This is a genomic window from Stenotrophomonas maltophilia, assembly GCF_001676385.1.
Lineage (GTDB): Bacteria > Pseudomonadota > Gammaproteobacteria > Xanthomonadales > Xanthomonadaceae > Stenotrophomonas > Stenotrophomonas maltophilia_J.
Genome location: NZ_LYVJ01000003.1, coordinates 94,658 through 114,139 on the forward strand (window position 1 = coordinate 94,658; position 19,482 = coordinate 114,139).

The 19,482-nt window shown below is 67.6% G+C and carries 16 protein-coding genes and 1 pseudogene; 9 read left to right on the plus strand and 8 right to left on the minus strand.

The window, feature by feature from the left end:
- Positions 1 to 52: 52 nt before the first annotated feature.
- Together A9K58_RS04600 and A9K58_RS04605 are read right to left on the minus strand one after the other, a co-directional pair.
- On the minus strand, positions 53 to 760 hold the full coding sequence (locus A9K58_RS04600; protein ID WP_065198224.1) for a helix-turn-helix transcriptional regulator: 708 nt from the start codon (positions 758 to 760) through the stop codon (positions 53 to 55).
- Complete coding sequence (locus A9K58_RS04605; protein WP_065198225.1) at positions 760 to 1,395, minus strand: Rossmann-fold NAD(P)-binding domain-containing protein; 636 nt, start codon at positions 1,393 to 1,395, stop codon at positions 760 to 762. The genes A9K58_RS04600 and A9K58_RS04605 overlap by 1 nt, the downstream gene beginning before the upstream one ends.
- A 104-nt stretch (positions 1,396 to 1,499) precedes the next feature.
- Here A9K58_RS04605 and A9K58_RS04610 point away from each other — a divergent pair, with 104 nt between their 5' ends.
- Positions 1,500 to 3,038: a GGDEF domain-containing protein gene (locus A9K58_RS04610; RefSeq protein ID WP_065198226.1), complete on the plus strand. Its 1,539-nt coding sequence runs from the start codon at positions 1,500 to 1,502 to the stop codon at positions 3,036 to 3,038.
- A 95-nt stretch (positions 3,039 to 3,133) separates the two neighbouring features.
- Here A9K58_RS04610 and A9K58_RS04615 read toward each other — a convergent pair whose 3' ends face one another.
- Positions 3,134 to 4,060: a DUF808 domain-containing protein gene (locus A9K58_RS04615; RefSeq protein WP_065198227.1), complete on the minus strand. Its 927-nt coding sequence runs from the start codon at positions 4,058 to 4,060 to the stop codon at positions 3,134 to 3,136.
- A gap of 208 nt (positions 4,061 to 4,268) precedes the next feature.
- Between A9K58_RS04615 and A9K58_RS04620 the strand changes: the two are divergent.
- Positions 4,269 to 5,924 (plus strand): annotated as a pseudogene (locus A9K58_RS04620) (ABC1 kinase family protein); the annotation flags it as partial.
- A 234-nt stretch (positions 5,925 to 6,158) separates the two neighbouring features.
- Entirely contained in the window at positions 6,159 to 8,264 is a 2,106-nt protein-coding gene (locus A9K58_RS04625; RefSeq protein WP_065198229.1) for a phosphoglycerol transferase I, read from the plus strand.
- Between the two features lie 587 nt (positions 8,265 to 8,851).
- Here A9K58_RS04625 and A9K58_RS04630 read toward each other — a convergent pair.
- Together A9K58_RS04630 and A9K58_RS04635 are read right to left on the minus strand one after the other, a co-directional pair.
- Positions 8,852 to 11,281, minus strand: a complete 2,430-nt coding sequence (locus tag A9K58_RS04630) for a DUF3772 domain-containing protein (RefSeq protein ID WP_065198230.1) — start codon at positions 11,279 to 11,281, stop codon at positions 8,852 to 8,854.
- An 87-nt stretch (positions 11,282 to 11,368) separates the two neighbouring features.
- On the minus strand, positions 11,369 to 11,617 hold the full coding sequence (locus A9K58_RS04635; RefSeq protein ID WP_065198231.1) for a hypothetical protein: 249 nt from the start codon (positions 11,615 to 11,617) through the stop codon (positions 11,369 to 11,371).
- Positions 11,618 to 11,799: 182 nt separating this feature from the next.
- On the opposite strand from A9K58_RS04635, the gene A9K58_RS04640 reads away from it, so the two are divergent.
- From A9K58_RS04640 to A9K58_RS04650, 3 genes are all read left to right on the plus strand, one after another.
- Complete coding sequence (locus A9K58_RS04640) at positions 11,800 to 12,294, plus strand: lipocalin family protein (RefSeq protein WP_065198232.1); 495 nt, start codon at positions 11,800 to 11,802, stop codon at positions 12,292 to 12,294.
- Positions 12,295 to 12,306: 12 nt separating this feature from the next.
- Entirely contained in the window at positions 12,307 to 13,518 is a 1,212-nt protein-coding gene (locus A9K58_RS04645; protein ID WP_065198233.1) for an NAD(P)/FAD-dependent oxidoreductase, read from the plus strand.
- Between the two features lie 165 nt (positions 13,519 to 13,683).
- Positions 13,684 to 14,166, plus strand: a complete 483-nt coding sequence (locus tag A9K58_RS04650) for a hypothetical protein (protein WP_065198234.1) — start codon at positions 13,684 to 13,686, stop codon at positions 14,164 to 14,166.
- 82 nt (positions 14,167 to 14,248) lie between these two features.
- Here A9K58_RS04650 and A9K58_RS04655 read toward each other — a convergent pair whose 3' ends face one another.
- On the minus strand, positions 14,249 to 14,683 hold the full coding sequence (locus A9K58_RS04655) for a PepSY domain-containing protein (RefSeq protein ID WP_065198235.1): 435 nt from the start codon (positions 14,681 to 14,683) through the stop codon (positions 14,249 to 14,251).
- Between the two features lie 153 nt (positions 14,684 to 14,836).
- Here A9K58_RS04655 and A9K58_RS04660 point away from each other — a divergent pair, with 153 nt between their 5' ends.
- The 3 genes from A9K58_RS04660 to A9K58_RS04670 are packed head-to-tail and all read left to right on the plus strand — an operon-like array spanning position 14,837 to position 17,108.
- Positions 14,837 to 15,127: a PepSY domain-containing protein gene (locus A9K58_RS04660; protein ID WP_065198236.1), complete on the plus strand. Its 291-nt coding sequence runs from the start codon at positions 14,837 to 14,839 to the stop codon at positions 15,125 to 15,127.
- Positions 15,127 to 15,786: a response regulator transcription factor gene (locus A9K58_RS04665; protein WP_065198237.1), complete on the plus strand. Its 660-nt coding sequence runs from the start codon at positions 15,127 to 15,129 to the stop codon at positions 15,784 to 15,786. The genes A9K58_RS04660 and A9K58_RS04665 overlap by 1 nt, the downstream gene beginning before the upstream one ends.
- Positions 15,783 to 17,108 carry a sensor histidine kinase gene (locus A9K58_RS04670; RefSeq protein ID WP_065198238.1) on the plus strand — a complete coding sequence of 442 codons (1,326 nt, stop codon included), beginning with the start codon at positions 15,783 to 15,785 and terminating at the stop codon, positions 17,106 to 17,108. Before A9K58_RS04665 ends, A9K58_RS04670 begins: the two co-directional genes overlap by 4 nt.
- Positions 17,109 to 17,233: 125 nt before the next feature.
- Here the strand turns inward: A9K58_RS04670 and A9K58_RS04675 are convergent, their stop codons facing one another.
- Positions 17,234 to 17,554 (minus strand): DUF6122 family protein, encoded by a 321-nt coding sequence (locus A9K58_RS04675; RefSeq protein WP_049417052.1) that lies wholly within the window; start codon positions 17,552 to 17,554, stop codon positions 17,234 to 17,236.
- A gap of 37 nt (positions 17,555 to 17,591) precedes the next feature.
- The gene (speA, locus tag A9K58_RS04680; protein ID WP_065198239.1) at positions 17,592 to 19,481 is read right to left on the minus strand and encodes an arginine decarboxylase; all 1,890 of its coding nucleotides are present in this window, start codon (positions 19,479 to 19,481) and stop codon (positions 17,592 to 17,594) included.
- Position 19,482 lies beyond the last annotated feature (1 nt).

The following is a 19,482-nucleotide window of genomic DNA, read 5'->3' on the forward strand; positions in this document are numbered from 1 at the left end:
GCGATAGTCGACTAACAGTCGACTCTACCCCCGCTCCTGGCTGTTGCTGTGGTTATGAGCGATCCAGCCAGTCCGGCGCGATGCCCTGTGCCTTCTGCCAGCGCCGTAGCAGGGTGGCGCGCGGTACTCGATAATGCTCTTCCAGCACGCGCACCTGGCGGATACGGTCCAACCGGAAATGGCGGAAGTCCCCACGGCTCTCGCACCACGCTGCGAGCATCGGCACTTCGTCGAAGTAGCCCAGCGCGAACGGCCAGACGATGCGCTCGCTGCGCTGGCCGTGCGCATCCTCGTAGCCGAACTGCAGGCGTTGCTGCGAACCGACCGCCTCACGCACGGCCTGCAGGCGCGCGGACGGTACCTTGATGCCCGGGCGTGAGGGACCCACACGCAGGCCGCTGTCACGCAGCGCTTCGCGGCGCGCCGCAGGCAACACATGCGCGATGCGCGCCAAGGCATCACGGGCAGCCCCGGCCAGCGCCGGCTCGGTGCGCGCCGCGACCCAGCGCAGGCCCAGCACCAGTGCATCGATCTCGGCCGGTGGCAGGGTCATCGGTGGCAGGGTATCGCTCGGCGCCAGCTGGTAGCCGACGCCGGCCTCGCCACGCAGGTCGGCACCCTGCTCGCGCAACGTTTCGATGTCGCGGTACAGCGTACGCAGGCTGATCCCCAGCGCATCGGCCAGCACCTGCCCGGCCACCGGTCGTCGATGGCGGCGCAGCAGCTGCAGCAGCTGGGTCAGGCGCAGTGCACGCGACATCAGCCGACCAGTGCGCTCGATGCCACCACATGCTCGCCCGGCTGTGGGGCCAGCGCAGCCTCGACCAGCGCCTTGGCGATTTCACCGGCCGGATTGATCCGCCATGCCCGCGGAAGTACCGGCCCCAGCGCCCCGAGTACCGTCAACGCGAAACGCTCGCCGCGGCGCACCTCGTTGCGCTCGCCCCCGATCAGCCCTGGGCGGACCAGGGTCAACGAGGCGAAGCCCAACGCGCGCAGGTCACGCTCCAGCTCGCCCTTCACCCGGCTGTAGAAGACCGGCGACTGCGGATTGGCGCCGGCGGCGGAATTCAGCACATAGGCCCGTGCGCCTTGCGCCTGCGCCAGCCGGGCGAACGCCAACGGGTAGTCATGGTCGATTCGGTGGAAGGCCGCACGGCTGCCCGCCTGGGCAAGGGTGCTGCCGAGCGCGCAGATGACCGCATCCACGCGCGCCCACCCGGGCGAGGCGGGCAGCGCGTCGAACGCCAGCACCGGATTCTCCAGCTTGCCGAGGGTCAACGCCAGGGGGCGACGAGTAGGCGCCACCACGGCGCTGCAGCGCGGGTCGTCCAGCAACCTGGGCAGGGCCAGTCCACCGACCAGTCCGGTGGCTCCAAGCAACATCACGCGCATCCCCACCTCCACTGCGGCATCCTGTCGCCATCGTAGCCGTTCAAGCCGTCGGTGGCCGCGCCGATATGCTGGAACCAACCCCTGCCAGCCCCAGGATCTGCTTCATGACGGACCAGCCCGAACACCGCCCCGCATCCGGCACGGCCCTCGGGCCGCCGGCACGCGTGCGCGCGGTGGCCGGCGATGGGCAGGGTAACCGCGTGGTGCTGCAGGGCGGCGGTAGCGCGGCCCTGCAGCAGTTGTTCACGGGGGCCGACGCGCCGGAGCCACTGCTGGCAGCGTTTGCCAATGGCATGGCCACCCTGCCCGGAGAACTGGGCGACATGGGTGACCGCCTGCAATCGGCGCAGGCCAGCGCCGATTGGCCCCGTTACGGCCGTGCGATGCGGCAGCTGATCGACAAGTACATCCGTACCATCGAGCAGCATTCGCCGGATGGGCAACCGGAGAGCCTGCGCCTGTCCGAGCAGCTGCGGCTGCTGCTGGGCGGCGCAGTGGTGGCGCTGCTGCAGCACGACCCGGACCTGCGCGAACAGGCACAGGCGCTGGCCCTGCGCCTGCGCCAGTGGCAGCCGGGCACCGCGCTTGAGCCGATCGAACAGGGCGTGCGCGAGCTCGGCCATCAGGTCGGCGTGCGTGCCGAGAGCTGGCAGGAGCAGCAGGCCCTGCTGCTGGAACTGTTCGCACTGTTGCTGGAGAACGTCAGCGAGTTGCTGGATGACCGCAGCTGGCTGCAGGGCCAGATCGCAGCGGTGCGCCAGTTGCTGGACCGGCCATTGGCAGCCGAGGCGGTGGAGCGTACCCGCGCCGAACTGCGCGAGGTGATCTACAGGCAGGGCCTGCTTCGCCAGGGCATCGACGATTCGAAGGCAGCGATGCGCGGGCTGATGGGGGAGTTCATCGACCGCATGGACGGCATGGCCGCCAGCACCGGCGAGTACCACGACCGGATCAGCAGCTACGCATTGCAGTTGCGCGAAGCGCGCAGCATCGCCGATCTCAACCAACTGCTGCAGGAAGTGATGCGCGACACTGGCAAGGTGCAGCAGCAGGCCGCACAGGCCCGCGACCATCTGGCCAGTGCGCGGCAGGAAGTGGAGCGCGCAGAGCAGCGCATTGCCGAGCTGGAGCAGGAACTGCGCGCCGCCGGTCACCTGGCCCGCATCGATCCACTGACCCAGGCGCTGAACCGCCGCGGCCTGGACGAACTGCTGCAGCGCGAGCTGGCCCGTGCCGCACGCAACAACTCACCGCTGGGCGTGGCGGTGATCGACCTGGACGATTTCCACCAGACCAACGACACCCATGGCCATGCAGGCGGCGATGCAGTACTGCAGCACCTGGTGGCCGCGTGCAAGCTGCTGCTGCGCGCCACCGACGGTATCGCGCGGCTGGGCGGTGACGAGTTCGTGCTGGTACTGCCGGACACCCCGGGCGCCGACAGCATGGCCACAGTGCAGCGCCTGCAGCGATCACTGGCGCATCGCGTACTGACCGTGCAGGACCGGCGCATCCCGGTGCATTTCAGCGCCGGCCTGGCGCAGTGGCAGCCCGGCGATGACGCCGAGGCCCTGCTGCGGCGCGCGGATGAGGCGCTGTATGCAGCCAAGCGGCAGGGCAAGAACCGCGTGCAGGCAGGGTGAGGAACCAGCGTGCAGACGCTGTAGCGCCCGAGCCCATGCTCGGGCGGCGGCGCGCAGCGCCGTAGAGCAGCCGAGCGTGGGCTCGGCTCTACAAATCATTTCCCGCGCAGCTTCTGGAAACCGGTCACCGCTGCCAACACGATGGCACCCGCGATGATCCCGACCACCAGGTTGCCCACCGCATTGACCAGCCAACCCCACTGCCCTTCACCGCCCAGCGCCTGCACCGCGTGGTGCAGCGCCGGCACGTTGTGGACCAGGATGCCTCCACCGACCAGGAACATGGCGATGGTGCCCGCCACCGACAGGAACTTCATCAACCAGGGCGCAGAAGCAACCAGCCCGCGACCCAGCACCGCCAGGGCGCCCCCCTTGCGCGACAGGTACAGGCCGACGTCGTCGAGCTTGACGATACCCCCCACCAGTCCGTAGACGAACACGGTCATCGCCAGCGCGACCACGCTCAGGGTCAGGATCTGGTTGGTGAAGGCTGCGGTCGCGACCACCCCCAGGGTCAGCACGATGATCTCGGCCGAAAGGATGAAGTCGGTACGGATGGCGCCCTTCACCTTGTCCTTCTCCCACGCCACCATGTCCACCTGCGCATCGGCCAATGCCCTGCGGCGCTCGGCCTGATGCTGCGCATCCTCATCCGAAGAATGCAGGAAGCGGTGCGCCAGCTTCTCCACGCCCTCGAAGCACAGGTAGGCACCACCGATCATCATCAACGGAACGATCAGCGGCACGTTCCAGCCGCGGCTGTGCAGCCAAGCCTCCAGCGCGCTGATCGCCAGCGCCGCCGGCACCAGGATCACCTTGTTGACCAGCGATCCCTTGGCCACCGCCCACACCACCGGCAGCTCACGGTTGGCATTGACCCCGGTCACCTGCTGCGCGTTCAGTGCCAGATCGTCCCCCAGCACGCCCGCGGTCTTCTTCGCCGCGACCTTGGTCAGCACCGAAACGTCGTCAAGGAGCGAAGCAATATCGTCGAGCAGGGCAAACAGGCTGGCACCGGCCATGGGGCGTCCAAAGATGAATAAGGGAATGGACCGATTCTGACCGATCGGGCGTGGACTGCGGAAGACATCGGATTCACCGCGCGCCTACCCTGCTCCGGCCAGACTGGGGCAACCATCCCGATCCACCGTGCAGGGCCCGGTGCTGCAGGATGCCGCCTGCAAGGAGCGTCGCTTGAGCAATTCGCCCACCGCCACTGGCAATCCTCCGCTGGTCAAAGGCATGAACCGGCGCAGCCAGATCCTGCGCCTTCTGATGCGCTACCGCCATTCCGGCGTGTTCTCCGGAATGAACCTGGATGCCGCCGCCGGCCAGGTTGAAACACCGCCCGACGGCAATCCGGAGCAGTTTGTCAGCGACCTGGAGGCGCTGGGGCCCACGTTCGTCAAGCTGGGCCAGATGCTGTCCACGCGCCCGGACATGGTGCCGGTGGAGTTCGCCACCGCACTGGAGCGCATGCAGGAGCAGGTCGCGCCACTTCCGGTCGAGCGCATCCACGCCATCGTCGAACAGGAGCTGGGCGCAGGGGTAAACAAGCTGTTCGCTGCGTTCGATCCCGAACCACTGGGGTGTGCATCGATCGCGCAGGTGCATCGCGCGGTGCTGCATGATGGCCGGGAAGTCGCGGTGAAAGTACAGAAGCCCGAGGTGGCCGCCCAGTTGCGCTCGGACCTGGAGGTGCTGCGCAGTTTCGCGCTGGCGGCCGACCACCTGACCCAGGTGGGCCGCCGGGTGCGCCTGCGAGACTGGCTCAACGAGTTCGCCAAGACCCTGATGCAGGAGCTGGACTACCACGCCGAAGCCGAGAACCTGGCCCGCTTTGGTCGTCATCTCAGGCCGTTCCGCCGCTTGTGGGTACCGCAGCCGATCTGGGATTACAGCAGCCAGCGCGTGCTGACCATGGAGCTGGCGACCGGCGTCCGCGTGGATGCGATCTCCGGTGTACGCCGTACCGAGCAGGACATGGAGCCGTTGGCCGCGGCGTTGATCCGTGGCTACCTGGACCAGATCTTCGTGCATGGCGAGATCCATGCCGATCCCCACCCGGGCAACCTGCGGGTAATGCCCGATGGCCGCTTGGCGATCTTCGACCTGGGCATGGTCGCGCACATGCCGCCGCGCCTGCGCGAGCGCCTGCTGAAGATCCTGTTCGCCGCCGTCGATGGCCGAGGCGAGGAAGTGGCCGACGACCTGATCAGCATCAGCACGCGGCTGGAGGCCTTCGATGAAGAGCGCTACCTGCGCGAGACCGGCCAGCTGATCGCGCGCTACGCCGTCGGTGGCAGCTTCTCCGAAGGCCGCGTAGTGCTGGACATGGTTCGCACCGCCACCGCCTGTGGCCTGCGCACGCCGCCGGAGCTGAGCCTGGTGGGCAAGGCCCTGCTCAACCTGGAGACCGTATGCCGGCTGCTGGCACCGGAGCTGGATACGCGGCGCATCGTCGAGCGCCAGCTGCAGCACGTGATGCGCGCGCGGCTGAAGAAGTCGCTGTCGGCGGCCAACATCGCCAGCGAGGCGATGGAACTGCAGCAGCTGCTGCGCGATGGGCCGCGCAAGCTCTCGGACATCATGGCGCTGCTGGCCGAAAACCGCCTGCAGATGAAGGTGACCGGGCTGGAAGAGTCGCGGTTGATGGAGAACCTGCAGAAAATCGCCAACCGGGTGGCGGCCGGCATCATCAGCGCGGCGCTGATCATGGCGTCCTCGCTGATGATGAAGCTCGAGACGGGCTGGCATGTATTCGGCTATCCGGCCATTGCCCTGCTGCTGATGCTGATCGGCGTGGTGCTGGGCCTCGGGATCGTCATCAGTGCGCTGCTCTTTGATCGGCGCGCGCGCGCGCGCGAGGAGCGCGGGCATCGTTAGCGCGAAAATTCCGTATTCACGTGGTTTTTAATGCAATCCAACGATGCATTTCACGCCCGTTTTACCTCTTGATGGCGATGTCGCGCGCGACATTCCAACAAACATTTCAGTCAGGTTCGTGCATGCACTATCGGGTCATCGGCCTGTCATGTGGATGTGCTTGCGGCAGCGCCGGTCGGATGGACACGCGTCGGTACGACGTCCATCAACATCCCGTCGCTGCCGAAACTGCCTATGCTCTGGATACTGCTGTTGTCGTTGCTGCTGCTGTCCTGGTTGTTCCTCGCCTCCGGCAAGTGGGTGTGGTGGAAAGCCGCTTCATTCTCGCTGCTGCTGCTCACGCTCAGCGCGTGGTGGCTGATCGACAAGCTTTCCGGTGACGGTCTGAACGCCGCCACCCTGTACCACCTGGGTGCCGACATGGAAGGTGCCGGCATCGCCGACTTCAAGGGCTATATCGCCGGCTTCATCGTACTGGCGCTGGTCTCGCTGCTGCCGCTGTTTGCCACGCGGGTGAAGCGCTGGCGCCGGCCCGGCCATGGAGGTGCCTGGTTCGCCGGCTTCGCGGCGGTGTGGGTGGCCACGATCGTGATCAGCCCGCTGGCCCGCGATGGACAGCGCCTGTACCAACAACTGCGCCCGGTCGACTTCGCCCGCATCGCACCGGAGTACCAGGTACCGACGCGGCCGCTGCAACGCCCGCGCAACGTGGTCTGGATCTACGGCGAAAGCCTGGAGCGGACGTATCTGGACGAGAACGTATTTCCGGGCCTGATGCCGAACATCAACCGCCTGGCGACACGGGCACTGGATGTGCGCGGCCTGGCTTCGGCCGAAGGCAGCGGCTGGACCATCGCCGGCCTGGTGTCGTCGATGTGCGGCGTGCCGCTGACCACCTCGCAGGGTGACGAGAACAGCATGGACCGGATGGGCAGCTTCCTGCCCAAGGCCGTCTGCCTGGGTGACTACCTGAAGCAGCAGGGCTATACCAACCACTACCTGGGCGGTGCCAGCGGCCGTTTCGCCGGCAAGGGCCAGTTCCTGGCCAGCCACGGCTTCGACGAGGTGCACGACCTGGATTGGTTCAAGCAGCAGAAGAAGATCGGCCGCATGCACTACTCGCCGTGGGGCGTGCACGATGACGTGCTGCTGGATGCCGCCTACCAGCGCTTCGAACAACTCTCGCGCGCCGGTTCACCGTTCATGCTGACCACGCTGACCATGGATACCCACCACCCGGCAGGCCACCTGCCGGTAGCCTGCAAGGGCCAGCGGTACCAGAGCCGGTACGGCAACATCAGCATGCTCGACGCGCTCAAGTGCAGCGACCGCCTGATCTCGCAGCTGGTGCAGCGCATCCAGGCCAGCCCGTACGGCAAGGACACGCTGATCGTGATCGCCTCGGACCATCTGGCGATGCCCAACGACCTGACCCACATCCTGGCCCGGCAGAAGCGCGAGAACCTGCTGCTGTTCCTCGGCGATGGCATTGCGCCGCGCCAGCTCACGGTCGACGCCGGCACTACGCTGGATTCCGGCGCGACCCTGCTCAGCCTGCTCGATCCGGATCTGAAGACGATGGGCTTTGGCCGTTCGCTGATCGATGCGCAGCGCGCGCCCAGCGCCAGCGTCGCGGCCCAGCGCGAGGGTGGCCGCGACTACCCGCAGTACCTCGCCTTCGCCCGTTCGCTATGGCTGGGCGAACCCACCCGTGAGCTGAAGATCGATGCCGACGACCAGGTGGTGGTCGGCCTGCAGCACGTGCAGCCGCCGGTGCTGCTGGAGTACGACAAGGACTGGAGCCTGAAGTCGGTGTACCTGGAAAACACCTCGCGCCAGTTCGATGACGCCGATCCGGACAACACGCTGGCCTATGTTGATCGCTGCACCGCATTCGAGGATGGCTCGGCCGACGGTGACTGGTGCGCCCTGCTCGTCAACCGTGACAACGGAATCAAGCTGTACCGTGACAACGACCTGCGCGGCGGCATCGCCGTGGATGCCCCGCTGGATGCGTTCCAGGGCCCGCGCCCGAGCGTTCGCCAGGCGCACATGATCACCCAGAAGGGACGCCGTACCCGCGCCGGCCAGTACATGCTGCAGCTGGTGGCGAGCACGCGCCCCGATCGCGGCTTCTGGATCGAAGCGGTGTCCTCGCAGCGCAAAGTCGTCCTGGCGCAGCAGTGGGTGCAGCCCGATGCCGACGGCAGGATCAATGTGTCCTTCGGGTTGGACCACGAAGTGGATGACCTGGAGATCCGCGCGTGGTTGAACCATGCCGAGAAGCTGGCCGTGGATACCTTCGCGCTGGTGCCCTCGCGCAGCCGGCCGCGAGGATAGGGGTTCTTTGCAGGGCTGCGCCCTGCACCCGCGGAGCAACAGCCAGAGCAACAGCGTGCAATCCGTGGTTTGGCGGGGCGGTGTCGGAGTGCGGGGACGCCGCAAGTACGTCCCTGTAGGCTTGGCAGCCGCATCCATGCGGCTGACACCCCGCACTCCGACGCCGCCCCACCTCTGACAGATTTCTGCGGCTGTCGGTAGGTGTCGACCTTGGTCGACACAATCTGTCAGATATCGAAAATCAAGATGGGGTCAGATCCGTTTTCCTCCGGAAAACGGATCTGACCCCAAGAGCATTTCCGACAGATCGCGGGAAACTGTCGAAGGCGGGGTGGGTCCGGTCGCGGGAGTGTCCGCGGCATGGATGCCGCGGCCAAGCCCCCATGGGTGAGGGCGCTTTGCTTGCGAAGCACTGCTTCGCAAGCGCCCGAACGCACAGCCGCCAGCGGCTGGGCCGGCCTGGGGGTTTACGGCGTCTCCCGCAACCGGACCCAACCCGCCATCCCGCAGGAAATCAGCTGTTGCTGTTGCTGTTGCCGTTGCTCCGGCTCGTAGCGGGTGCAGGGCGCAGACCTGCAAAACAACCCTTACTCCTGCGGGTCGCGGGTGATGTGGATGTCGGTCGGGGTCGACAGCGGAATGCTCCGCTCGGCCAGGATCTGCAGCAGGCTGAAGTACAGGTCGCTGCGGGTGGCGTAGACCTGCCGCGGGCTGGCCACGTAAGCGAAGCTGTTGATGGTGATCTGGCCACCGGCAATGCTGTCGATGTAGACCGTCGGCGCCGGCTGCTTCAGCACGTTGGCATGCGCGGTGTACGCATCCAGCAACGCCTGGCGCAGGCCACCCACATCGGTGCTGGGCGGTACCGCGAACTGGATCTGGATGCGCCCCTGGTTGTTGCCCATCGTCATGTTGCGCACGGTCTTGGTGACCAGCTCGGAATTGGGCACGATCAATGTCGACTTGTCGCCCACCTGGATCTCGGTGGAGCGCAGACTGATGCGGCGGATGTCGCCTTCCTGGTCGCCCAGTTTCACCCAGTCACCGATCTTCACCGGCCGCTCGGCCAGCAGGATCAGGCCTGAGACGAAATTCTGGGTGATCACCTGCAGGCCGAAACCGATGCCGACCGACAGCGCGCTGACCAGCAATGCCAGCTTGCTCAGCTGCAGGCCCATCGCCGACAGCGCCCAGATCACCGCGATGATGATGCCGACGTAGCGGGCAACCGTGCTGACCGAATTGCGTGCGCCCAGGTCCAGCTCGGTCTTGGGCAGGTAGGTGTCGGTCAGCCAGCGCTGCACCAGCTGGGTCACACCCAGCCCGGCCAGCAGCACCAGCACGGCGAGCGCGATGCGCACCGGTTGCAGCGTCGTTCCGCCGATGGGAATGCCGCTGCTGAACAGCGAAGAGAAGCGCTCCACTACCGCACCGATGTTGCCGAAGGGCGCCACCAGCGCCAGCAGTGCAAGCAGCACGACAGCCGTGCGCAGCGCCGCCGACAGCAGCACGCCCGCCTGCTCCAACCGCGACACGCTCAGGCCGGTGCTGAGCAGGATGGTCTGGCCCACCTTGCTGTCGGCATTGAGCGCCCACGTGCTCAGGTCATCGACGAACTTGAACAGCAGCGTCGCCGCCAGTACTACGATGCTGCCGCCGATCAACTGCTGGTTCACGAACTTGGCGAGGTTGAGGTAGCCCAGCAACGTAGCAGCGATGGCCGCCACCACAGCGACGTTGCCCGCCACGCGAGCCAATACCAGCCAGCTGCTGCGGCGAACCGGCGTGGCCGCGCCCACGCCATCGGCCTGCGCCTCCAGCTTGGCCTCGGCTTCGGCGGTCTGCCGCCGATGCAGGCGCGCCAGGGTCACCAGCATGGCCATGATCAGGCCGAGATAGGTCAGGGCAATCAGGCCATCCAGCGCCACCGTGGTTACATCACTGGTGCGCGTGGCCTGGTCGAGAGCCACCAGCACCGTACTCAACCAGGCCAGCGCTGCAGCGCCCCAGGCGTACTTGCGCAGCTTCAGCGCGGCGGTGTCATCCAGGTTCAGCAAGCGCCACGAGGGCCGATGCGGCACCAGCATGCAGGCACTGAGCGCCGCGATGAATGCCGCGCGGAACGTAGCCGTCTCCAGCCCATCGGCCACCACCTGCAGGCGCGGTGCGATCGCATCGATGGCATCCAGCGCCGCCATCAGCACCACCACGGCATAGCCGGGCAGCAGCGTGCCGACCAGCAGCAGCCACATGGCCAGGCCGGAGCGGCGCAGGCGGCCGTCAGGCGCCCGATCCGAAGCCGCAAAGCGCCGCCCCAGCGCGCGCAGCCACAGCCGCAGCGGGAACATCATCACCAGCGCGGCCACCAGCCCCAGCAGCGGGGTGCCCCAGCCGTGGGTGCGGATGCCGGCGACCAGCGCATCGCGTCCCTGCCCGGCCAACGGCGCAACGCGCGCGATATCGATCGGCAGGCGCTCGGCCACCTTGCTCCACAACGCGGGCGACAGCGGCGAGGCAACCTTCTGGCCCAGTTCTTCGGTACGTTGCGCAGTGCGCTGCTGCTCGATATCGGTGGCCAGCTGCTGCGCGCGCACGGCGCTGGCCTTGGCCTGCGCCACCGATGCGGCCACGCCGTCGCGCTGCTTGGTGATGGTGCGCCGTTGCGCCGCTAGTTCGGGTGGCTCGGTCGTGCCTTGCGCAGGCGTGCCCAACTGCGCCAGCTGCTCGTTGAGGCGATCCAGCTGTGGCTGCAGTGCCTTTTCCAGCGCCTCGGCATCACGCCGCGCCTGCGAGGCATTCTCGGACAGCATCGCCAGCGTCTCGATGGCTTCCGCGTCGCCACGCTTGCGGTCGACATCCTTCAGCCGCGAATCGATGTCCGCCAGCTGCTGCTTCGGCGTGGGGTCCTCCTCCTGCGCCAGCACCGGCACGGACAGCAGGAAGGCGGTGCACAGCAATACGGCCCACCAGGGCCCCCGTGCACGGATCGATCGCAGGAAGGAAGACACGCCAGACACACCGTTTCGCGCGGACCACCGCGCCTGCGCGCGACTATACGGCACAGGCGGTCAAGGGCGGATGGGCGGCCCCGTCAGCGCCGAGCATCAATACTTCAGGCGCAGCTCTTCCACCGTCGGCTGCAGCAGCGCGTACCAGTCCTGGAACTCTTCCTCGGTGATTTCATCCGGCGCATACACCGCCACCGGGTGCCAGTCGTGGTCAGTCGGCAGCGGCTGGCGCGGGCCGGCACGCAGGCTGTAGCTCACGCCCTCGTAGTCGACCAGGTCATCGACCTGCGGCCACTGTTCACGCGCGAACGTGGATTCACTCTTCAACAGGATCACCTGGTACATCGGCCTCTCCACCTCGGTCGGAACGGGAAAAATGCGGCGCTGGCGGCAGGATACCGCCACGTTGGCGTCAACGCCCCCGTGCCGGAGCGACAGAACGTTCTGGACACGGCCGTCGCCCCGGCTTCACCCGCCCATGGCGAGCCCATCGGCATCGTGGAGGCCCACCCCTGCCACCACTGCCGATGACCGAGCACCCGCCGCTGAAGACCGTCGCCGACCTCAAGCTACCCCGTTACCTGGGCACCTGGTACGAGATCGCCCGCCTGCCGATGCGCCACGAGCCGGAAGGCTGCACCGATGTATCGGCGCACTACACCCTGCTCGACAACGGCAACGTCGGCGTCACCAACCGCTGCCGCATGGACGGCGAGATCGAAGAGGCCGCCGGCGAGGCCTGCGCCGTCGACAACGACAGCGCGCGCCTGGAGGTCAGCTTCCTGCCCAAGGGCCTGCGCTGGTTGCCGTTTGCCAAGGGCGACTACTGGGTGATCCAGATCGCCCCGGACTACAGCGTCTCCCTGGTCGGCAGCCCGGACCGCAGGTACCTGTGGCTGCTGGCACGCGAACCGCACATGGAGGCAACGGTGCAGGACCATTACCTGGCGGTCGCCCGCCTGCAGGGCTTCGATCTGTCCGGGCTGATCCAGACCCCGCATACCGGCAAGCGCACCGCCTGACCGCACCCGCGCATGGACCTGAAGAGCGGCTACCCCTGGTGGGCGATACGCAATGGCCTGATCCAGGCGTTTCCGCCGCTGGAACAGGATCTGCGCTGCGAGGTGCTGGTGGTCGGTGGCGGCATCACCGGTGCGCTGATTGCCGACGAGCTGTCCCACCATGGCCACGACGTGGCGCTGATCGAGCAGCGCGACATCGGCTGGGGCAGCACGGCCGCGAGCACCGCGCTGCTGCAGTACGAGATCGACACCCACCTGCTGGAACTGGCCCAGCGCCATGGCAAGGATGCTGCCGCCCTGGCGTACCGTGCCTGTGCCGATGCGATCCCGGCACTGGCTGAAGTCGCGCGTGGGCTGAAGGAGGTGGATTTCCGGCAGATGGACAGCCTGTACCTGGCGAGCCGGCGGCGCGACGTGCCGCGCCTGATGGCCGAAGGCGCTGCGCGCCGTGACATTGGACTGGATGCCCGCTGGCTGGGCCGCGAAGCGCTGCGCGAACGCTTCGGCGTGGATGCCGGTGGCGCCCTGCTGACCCGGCAGGCGGCGCGGGTCGATCCCTACGGCCTCACCTACGGCCTGCTCAGGCGGGTACGGCGCCGCGGCGGACAGGTGCATGACCGCACGGTGCTGCATACGCTCAAACCCAGCGCACGGAGCGTGACGGCGGTGACCGGGGCCGGTGCCTCGATACGCGCCCGCCACGTCGTACTGGCGATGGGCTACGCCAACCAGCGCTGGCTCGAGCAGCGTGTCGCGCGCAACCGCAGCAGCTATGCGTTCATCACCGATCCCCTGGATGCGCTCGTGCTGGGCCGGCTGCAGCGCACCATGGTGTGGGAAAGCGCCCGCCCCTACCTGTACCTGCGCGCCACGGGCGACCGCCGCCTGCTGGTGGGTGGCCTGGACGATGCCATCGACATCCCGGCGCGCCGAGACCGGCGCGTGCACGGCAAGGCGGACAGGCTGATGGAACAGCTGCTGCACTGGTTCCCGCAGCTGGATCCGGTGCCGGCGTTCTCGTGGGCCGGCACGTTCGCCGAGACCGCAGACGGCCTGCCGTTCTTTGGTGCGCACGGGCAATGGGGTCGGCGGGTGCACTTCGCCATGGCCTATGGCGGCAACGGCATCACTTACTCGATGATTGGCGCGCAGTTGCTGCGGGCCCGGATCGAGCGGCGGAAGCATGCGCTGGACGGGCTGTTCGGATTCGGGCGGTTGCCGTAGCGCCCGCCTCTTGTAGAGTCGAGCCCTGCTCGACTGCTTTTGCCGGATGCAGTCGAGCATGGCTCGACTCTACGGGGCGCCGACAGGCATCATTCAAGCAACCCCTGCTAGCGTCGGCCTGTACCGCCGCGTGTTGCGTGGCCACCTGCCTGCTGGAGCGCCGTGATGATCCGCCCCCTGACCCTGCTGCTGTGCCTGGCCCTGCCGGGAACCGTGCTGGCCCAGTCCGCCGCGGGTGCCACCGCACCGCAGGCGACCGGCCTGGACCTGACGCTGCCGCAGGCGCCGATGCGCTACCTCAACGACCCGGCCCTGCAGCAGGACCCTCCCGGCACCTATTACGGTGACAAGAGCGGCCCGCGCGTGCACGACGACGCCAGGATTGCCGACGTGACCGATGACAAGGTCAAGGTGTCAGGCAGCTTCACCACCGGCATCGGCTACTCGAAGAACGGTGGCAACAGCCATTACAACGCGGCCACGTTGAACCTGAGCAAGAACTACACCACCGATGAGGGCAAGACCCACGGGGTCAACGTCAACATCCATGTGAGCGAAGGCAAGGGCCCGGGCTTCTTCGGCCCGTACGGCGGCTATTACGGCCGCGGCCCGGGCTATTGGGACTACCCGCCGCCGTACGGCTGGTAAGCCAGCCCTGTAGAGCCGAGCCCATGCTCGGCTACGGTTGGCCGCAAAGCCGAGCATGGGCTCGGCTCTACAGAGGCCAACGTCAATCCAGCCAGCCCTCGCGCTCGCTGTGCAGGATGCGGCCGTCATAACCGCTCAGGCGCACCTCCACCTTCTGGTTGCGTGCATTGCGGGCTTCCAGCGACCACGTCGCGCCGTCACGTTCCAGCGAATGGATCTCACGCAGGCCATGGGCCTGCGCCCGTGCAAGCACCTGCTCGGCGGCCAGCAGCGCGCGGCCGCTGTGCTCATCGAAGATCTCGCCGGTCTTCGGATCCACGTAGACCTCGCTGAAGCGGCCATCGGCGCGGCTCACGTCGGCCTCCCACAGGCCGTCATCGCGTTCGATCTCGTGGATCTGGGTGTAACCGGCCTTGCGCAGGGTCTGTTCGACCTGGGCCATGCCCAGCGGTGCCGCCTGTACCGCCGGCGCGATGGCCAGCAGGGCGACAGTGGCGAGGATGAGCGACTTCAACATGGGGGTTCTCCTGATCGTGTTCGTGGCCGGACCATCCCGGCAACGCCACGATGCACCCCGTGGTTAACAACGCCTTAGCCGGCACTGTTAGCCGGCTGTTAGTCACCGCCGGCACACTCACGCCTGTTCCCACCGTCCTCCCTGCGCCCCCGCATGCTCTCCACCCTGCCCCTGCTGCTGGCCCTGGCCAACGCCCCGATCGCCGCCGCGCCCGTACAGGACCCGGCGCAGCAGGTCGCGCGCCGCGCCGTGCAGCAGGGCCGCTACGTGCCATTGGAAAGCGTGGTGCGCGATGCACTCAAGCGCTACCCGGGCCAGCTGCTGGAAGTGGAGCTGGACGACGGCGTCTACGAAGTGGAGATCCTGCGCGGCGACGGCGTGGTGGTGGAGCTGGACTATGATGCGCGCAGCGGAAAGCTGCTGAAGACGGAGCTCGACGACTGATGCGCATCCTGTTGGCCGAAGACGATGCCGCACTGGCGCAGCGCCTGGTGCCCCTGCTGGAACAGGCCGGCTATGTGGTGGAGTTGGTTGCCGATGGTCGCCAGGCCGAGGAGATCGGCCAGATCGAAGACCTGCAGGCGGCCATCGTCGACCTGGGCCTGCCCGGGCTGGACGGACTGAGCGTGATCGAGCGCTGGCGCGGCAATGGCCGCAGCTTTCCGGTGCTGGTGCTGACCGCACGCGGGCGCTGGCACGACAAGCTGGCCGGCTTCGACGCCGGGGCCGACGATTACCTCACCAAGCCGTTCCAGGCCGACGAACTGGTGCTGCGCCTGCGCGCCCTGATCCGCCGCAGCCATGGCCACGCCAGCCCGCGCCTGCACTGCGGTCCGCTGCAACTGGACGTCAACGCAGCCCGTTTCGAGCTGGATGGGCAACCGCTGTCGCTCAGTCCGCAGGAGTTCCGCCTGCTCAGCTACTTCATCCACCACAGCGGGCAGGTGATCGGCCGAGACCGGCTGGGTGAACAGGTATTCGACGGTGGCCATGACCCGGACTCCAACGCACTGGACGTGTTGCTGGGCCGGGTGCGCCGCAAGCTCGGCATCGAGCTGATCCAGACCGTGCGCGGCCAGGGCTGGCGGTTGGCCGCGCCATGAAGTGGCAACCCTCACTGCGGCGGCGCCTGCTGCTGGCCGGTGGCGTCGGCCTGCTGCTGGTCTCGCTGCTGGCCAGTGCCCTGCTCGGCGAGCTGTTCAAGCGCAGCGCGCGTGACCGCCTCGACCACGAACTGCAGCAGGACATGCTGACCCTGGTCGCGCAGATGGAAATGGGCACCGACGGCCAGCTGCTGCTGCGCCAGGAACCGAACGACGCCCGCTTCCAGCGCGTGTTCTCCGGCGCCTATTGGCAGATCGCCGCTGCCGATGGCCGCGTGCTGCTGCAGTCGCGCTCGCTGTGGGATGAAACCCTGCCAGTCACCGGTGCCGCGCCGGCCACGCGCAACCTGGCCGGGCCGCTGCAGCAATCCCTCCGCGCGCGCGTGCAGCAGGTGCGCCTGCCACGCGCCAGTGAGCCGTTCGTGGCCGTGGTTGCCACCGACCGCAGCGCGCTGGATGCGGATGTTGCCGCGTTCCGCAAGCGCACCGCCATCGCCCTGGGTGTACTGGTCGCGGCGTGGCTGGCGGTGCTGGCCAGCCAGGTGCAGTTCGGACTGCGCCCGCTGCATCGCCTGGGTGCGCAGCTGGAACGAGTGCGGCGTGGCGACGCGCAGCGCATCCAGACGCAGGAACTGGGCGCGGAAGTCGCGCCGCTGGGTGAAGAACTCAACGCGCTGCTGGACCACCAGCAGCGCATGGTCGCGCGGGCGCGCACCAGCGCGCAGGATCTGGCCCATGCGCTCAAGACCCCATTGAGCGTGCTGTCCACCGAGGTCGACGGCGACGGCGTGGACTGGAGGTCCACCGTGCGCGAGCAGAGCGCACGCATGCAGGCCAGCGTCGATCGCTACCTGGCCGCAGGGCTGGCCGCCGACCATCGCCAGCGCACCCACGTCGCGGTGGTCGCGCAGGCAATGTGCCGGTTGATGGCACGCGTGCATGGCGAACGTGGCATCACGTTCACGGCGGCGAACATTGATCCTGCGCTGCAGTTCGCCGGTGCCCGTGCGGACCTGGAGGAGATGCTGGGCAACCTGCTGGACAACGCCGGGCGCTGGGCCCGGCAGCAGGTCACGGTCGAAGCAGGCATCAGCGACGGCCGGCTGCGCATCGAGGTTCGCGACGACGGACCCGGGCTGGCTGCAGACGCCCTGGAACGGGTCACCCAGCGCGGTGTGCGACTGGATGAGCGCGAGGGCAGCAGTGGACTGGGGCTGGCGATCGTGGGCGATATCGCCGCCAGTTATGGCGGGCGCGTGGCGCTGGAGAATGCGCAGCCGGGCCTGCGCGCGACGGTGTGGTTGCCCACCGCGTCGCGGTAGAGCCGAGCCCATGCTCGGCTAGGGTTGGCCGCAAAGCCGAGCGTGGGCTCGGCTCTGCAACAGGTGCCCGAGCAACGGAGGCTCCCGCAGAACCGGGCCCGCGCTCAGCTCGGTCCGCCACCCGATCAGCGGTGGTGCATCCACCAGCAATCAATCGCGTCCAGCACGATGTGGATGATCAGCCCGATGCCCACCAGCCGCGTTTTCTTCGGCACGCACAGACCTGCATACACCGCAATCGCCGGTGCAGTGTGCAACGGATGGAAACCGATGCTGCAGCGGTTCGGTGCGTAGATCGGATCGGCCAGCAGATGATCCAGGTCGATGATCCAGCCCAGCAGCATCAGCAGCCAGGCCGAGGCGAAGCGCTTGCGCCAGAACAGCCATGCCAGCAGGGCTGGCACGGCGGCATGCAGGAACAGGTGGAAGATCGCGCGCGCGCTCATTGGCAACGGTAGCGCCGGGCAGGCCCGGCGCCGCCGGTCAGGCCAGCGGTTCGTCGGACAGGTAGGTGTAACCGGTCAGGCCGGCTTCCAGCGCGTCCGACAGTTCCTGCGCGCGTTCCGGCGGCAGCTGCGCCGCGGCCACGCGCTGCGCATAGGTGGCACGCAGTTCGTCCAGGCGATAGCCCACGTAATCCAGCATCACGTCGGTGGTGTCGCCGCGGCGCTGCTGGGTGATGGCATAGCCATCGGCGTCGGCCAGCACTTCAACCGCGTCGGTATCGCCGAACAGGTTGTGGATGTCGCCCAGGATTTCCTGGTAGGCACCGACCATGAAGAAGCCGATGCGGTAACTCTCGCCCGGATTCATCCTGTGCAGCGGCAGCGAACTGTCCAGGCTCTCGTTCTCGACATAGGTCTCCACCATGCCGTCGGAGTCGCAGGTCATGTCGGCGATGATGCCGCGGCGGTCGGGAACCTCGTCCAGGCGCTCGATCGGCACGATCGGGAACACCTGGTCGATCGCCCACACGTCCGGGATCGATTCGAACACGCTGAAGTTGACGAAGTACTTGTCGACCAGGCGCTCGTTCAGTTCGTCCAGCACCGGGCGGTGGCTCTTCTCGTCGTAGCTCAGGCGCGCACGCACGCCGTGGGCGATGGCGTAGAACAGGTCGTCGATGCGCGCACGCTGCGGCAGGTCGATCTGGCCCAGCGCGTAGCTGGCCAGGCCTTCGGCATGGAAATGCTGCGCCTCCTGGAACAGTTCCACCGCCGGGCGCACGTCCAGCTCGTCGTGGATCTCGCGCAGGTGGCGGATCGCTGCCGGCTCGTCGTCGTGCTGGTCCGGCACGCGGCCTTCCTGCGCTTCTTCCACTTCCGACACATTGGCGATCAGCACCGCGTGGTGCGCGGTCATTGCGCGGCCGCACTCGGTCACGATGCGCGGCGGGGTCAGGCCGAACTCTTCGCAGGCATTGGCCAGCGGCTGCACGATGTTGCTGGCGTAGGAATGCAGGCCGTAGTTGATCGAGCAGAAGCTGCGCGAACGGGTGCCTTCATAGTCCACGCCCAGGCCACCGCCCACGTCGACGTGGGTGATCTTCGCGCCCAGGCGCGACAGCTCCACGAAGTAGCGGGTGGCTTCGCGCATGCCGTTGGCGATGTCGCGCACGTTGGAGATCTGCGAGCCCATGTGGAAGTGCAGCAGGTTCAGGCAGTCGGCGTACTCGGTGTCACGCAGCGACTTCCACAGGTCCAGCAGCTGGCGCGGCGACAGGCCGAACTTGGCCTTGTCGCCACCGCTGTTCTGCCACTTGCCGGCACCCAGTGAGGCCAAGCGCATGCGCACGCCCAGGCCCGGCTTCACGTCCAGCGCCCTGGACTCTTCCAGCACCAGCTTCAGCTCGGACGGCTTCTCGATGACGATGAAGGTCTGCAGGCCCAGCTTGCGGCCGATCAGGGCCAAGCGGATGTACTCGCGGTCCTTGTAACCGTTGCAGACGATCAGGCCGCCCGGGCGCGACAGCGCCAGCACGGCCATCAGCTCGGGCTTGCTGCCCGCTTCCAGGCCGAAGCCCTCGCCGTGGTGGCTGGCCAGGGTGCCGGCCACGCCGCGGGTCTGGTTGACCTTGATCGGGTACACCGCGGTATAGCCACCGCTGTACTCCCAGTCCTGCTGGGCCTGGGCGAAGGCCGCCTGCAGCTTGCCCAGGCGCTGGCCGAGGATGTCCGGGAAGCGCACCAGCAGCGGCAGCTTGGCCCCGGCCGCGCGCGCCGCGTCCACCACCTTGGGCAGCGATACCACCGGGCCGTCCGCCCCGGTCGGTCTCACCACCATGTGCCCGGCCTGATCCACGTCGAAGTAACCGTCCGCCCAATGCGGGATCGAGTAGGTCTTGCGGGCTTGGTCGAGGGACCAATCGGTCATT

Bases quoted from the DNA above. Each gene is read 5' to 3' on its own strand.
- A9K58_RS04645 (WP_065198233.1), top strand. From the start codon at position 12,307: ATGGACCTGAAGAGCGGCTACCCCTGGTGGGCGATACGCAATGGCCTG.
- A9K58_RS04665 (WP_065198237.1), top strand. From the start codon at position 15,127: ATGCGCATCCTGTTGGCCGAAGACGATGCCGCACTGGCGCAGCGCCTG.
- A9K58_RS04615 (WP_065198227.1), bottom strand. From the start codon at position 4,060: ATGGCCGGTGCCAGCCTGTTTGCCCTGCTCGACGATATTGCTTCGCTC.
- A9K58_RS04675 (WP_049417052.1), bottom strand. From the start codon at position 17,554: ATGAGCGCGCGCGCGATCTTCCACCTGTTCCTGCATGCCGCCGTGCCA.
- A9K58_RS04600 (WP_065198224.1), bottom strand. From the start codon at position 760: ATGTCGCGTGCACTGCGCCTGACCCAGCTGCTGCAGCTGCTGCGCCGC.
- A9K58_RS04625 (WP_065198229.1), top strand. From the start codon at position 6,159: ATGCTCTGGATACTGCTGTTGTCGTTGCTGCTGCTGTCCTGGTTGTTC.
- A9K58_RS04605 (WP_065198225.1), bottom strand. From the start codon at position 1,395: ATGCGCGTGATGTTGCTTGGAGCCACCGGACTGGTCGGTGGACTGGCC.
- speA (WP_065198239.1), bottom strand. From the start codon at position 19,481: ATGACCGATTGGTCCCTCGACCAAGCCCGCAAGACCTACTCGATCCCG.
- A9K58_RS04670 (WP_065198238.1), top strand. From the start codon at position 15,783: ATGAAGTGGCAACCCTCACTGCGGCGGCGCCTGCTGCTGGCCGGTGGC.
- A9K58_RS04635 (WP_065198231.1), bottom strand. From the start codon at position 11,617: ATGTACCAGGTGATCCTGTTGAAGAGTGAATCCACGTTCGCGCGTGAA.
- A9K58_RS04655 (WP_065198235.1), bottom strand. From the start codon at position 14,683: ATGTTGAAGTCGCTCATCCTCGCCACTGTCGCCCTGCTGGCCATCGCG.
- A9K58_RS04650 (WP_065198234.1), top strand. From the start codon at position 13,684: ATGATCCGCCCCCTGACCCTGCTGCTGTGCCTGGCCCTGCCGGGAACC.
- A9K58_RS04610 (WP_065198226.1), top strand. From the start codon at position 1,500: ATGACGGACCAGCCCGAACACCGCCCCGCATCCGGCACGGCCCTCGGG.
- A9K58_RS04660 (WP_065198236.1), top strand. From the start codon at position 14,837: ATGCTCTCCACCCTGCCCCTGCTGCTGGCCCTGGCCAACGCCCCGATC.
- A9K58_RS04640 (WP_065198232.1), top strand. From the start codon at position 11,800: ATGACCGAGCACCCGCCGCTGAAGACCGTCGCCGACCTCAAGCTACCC.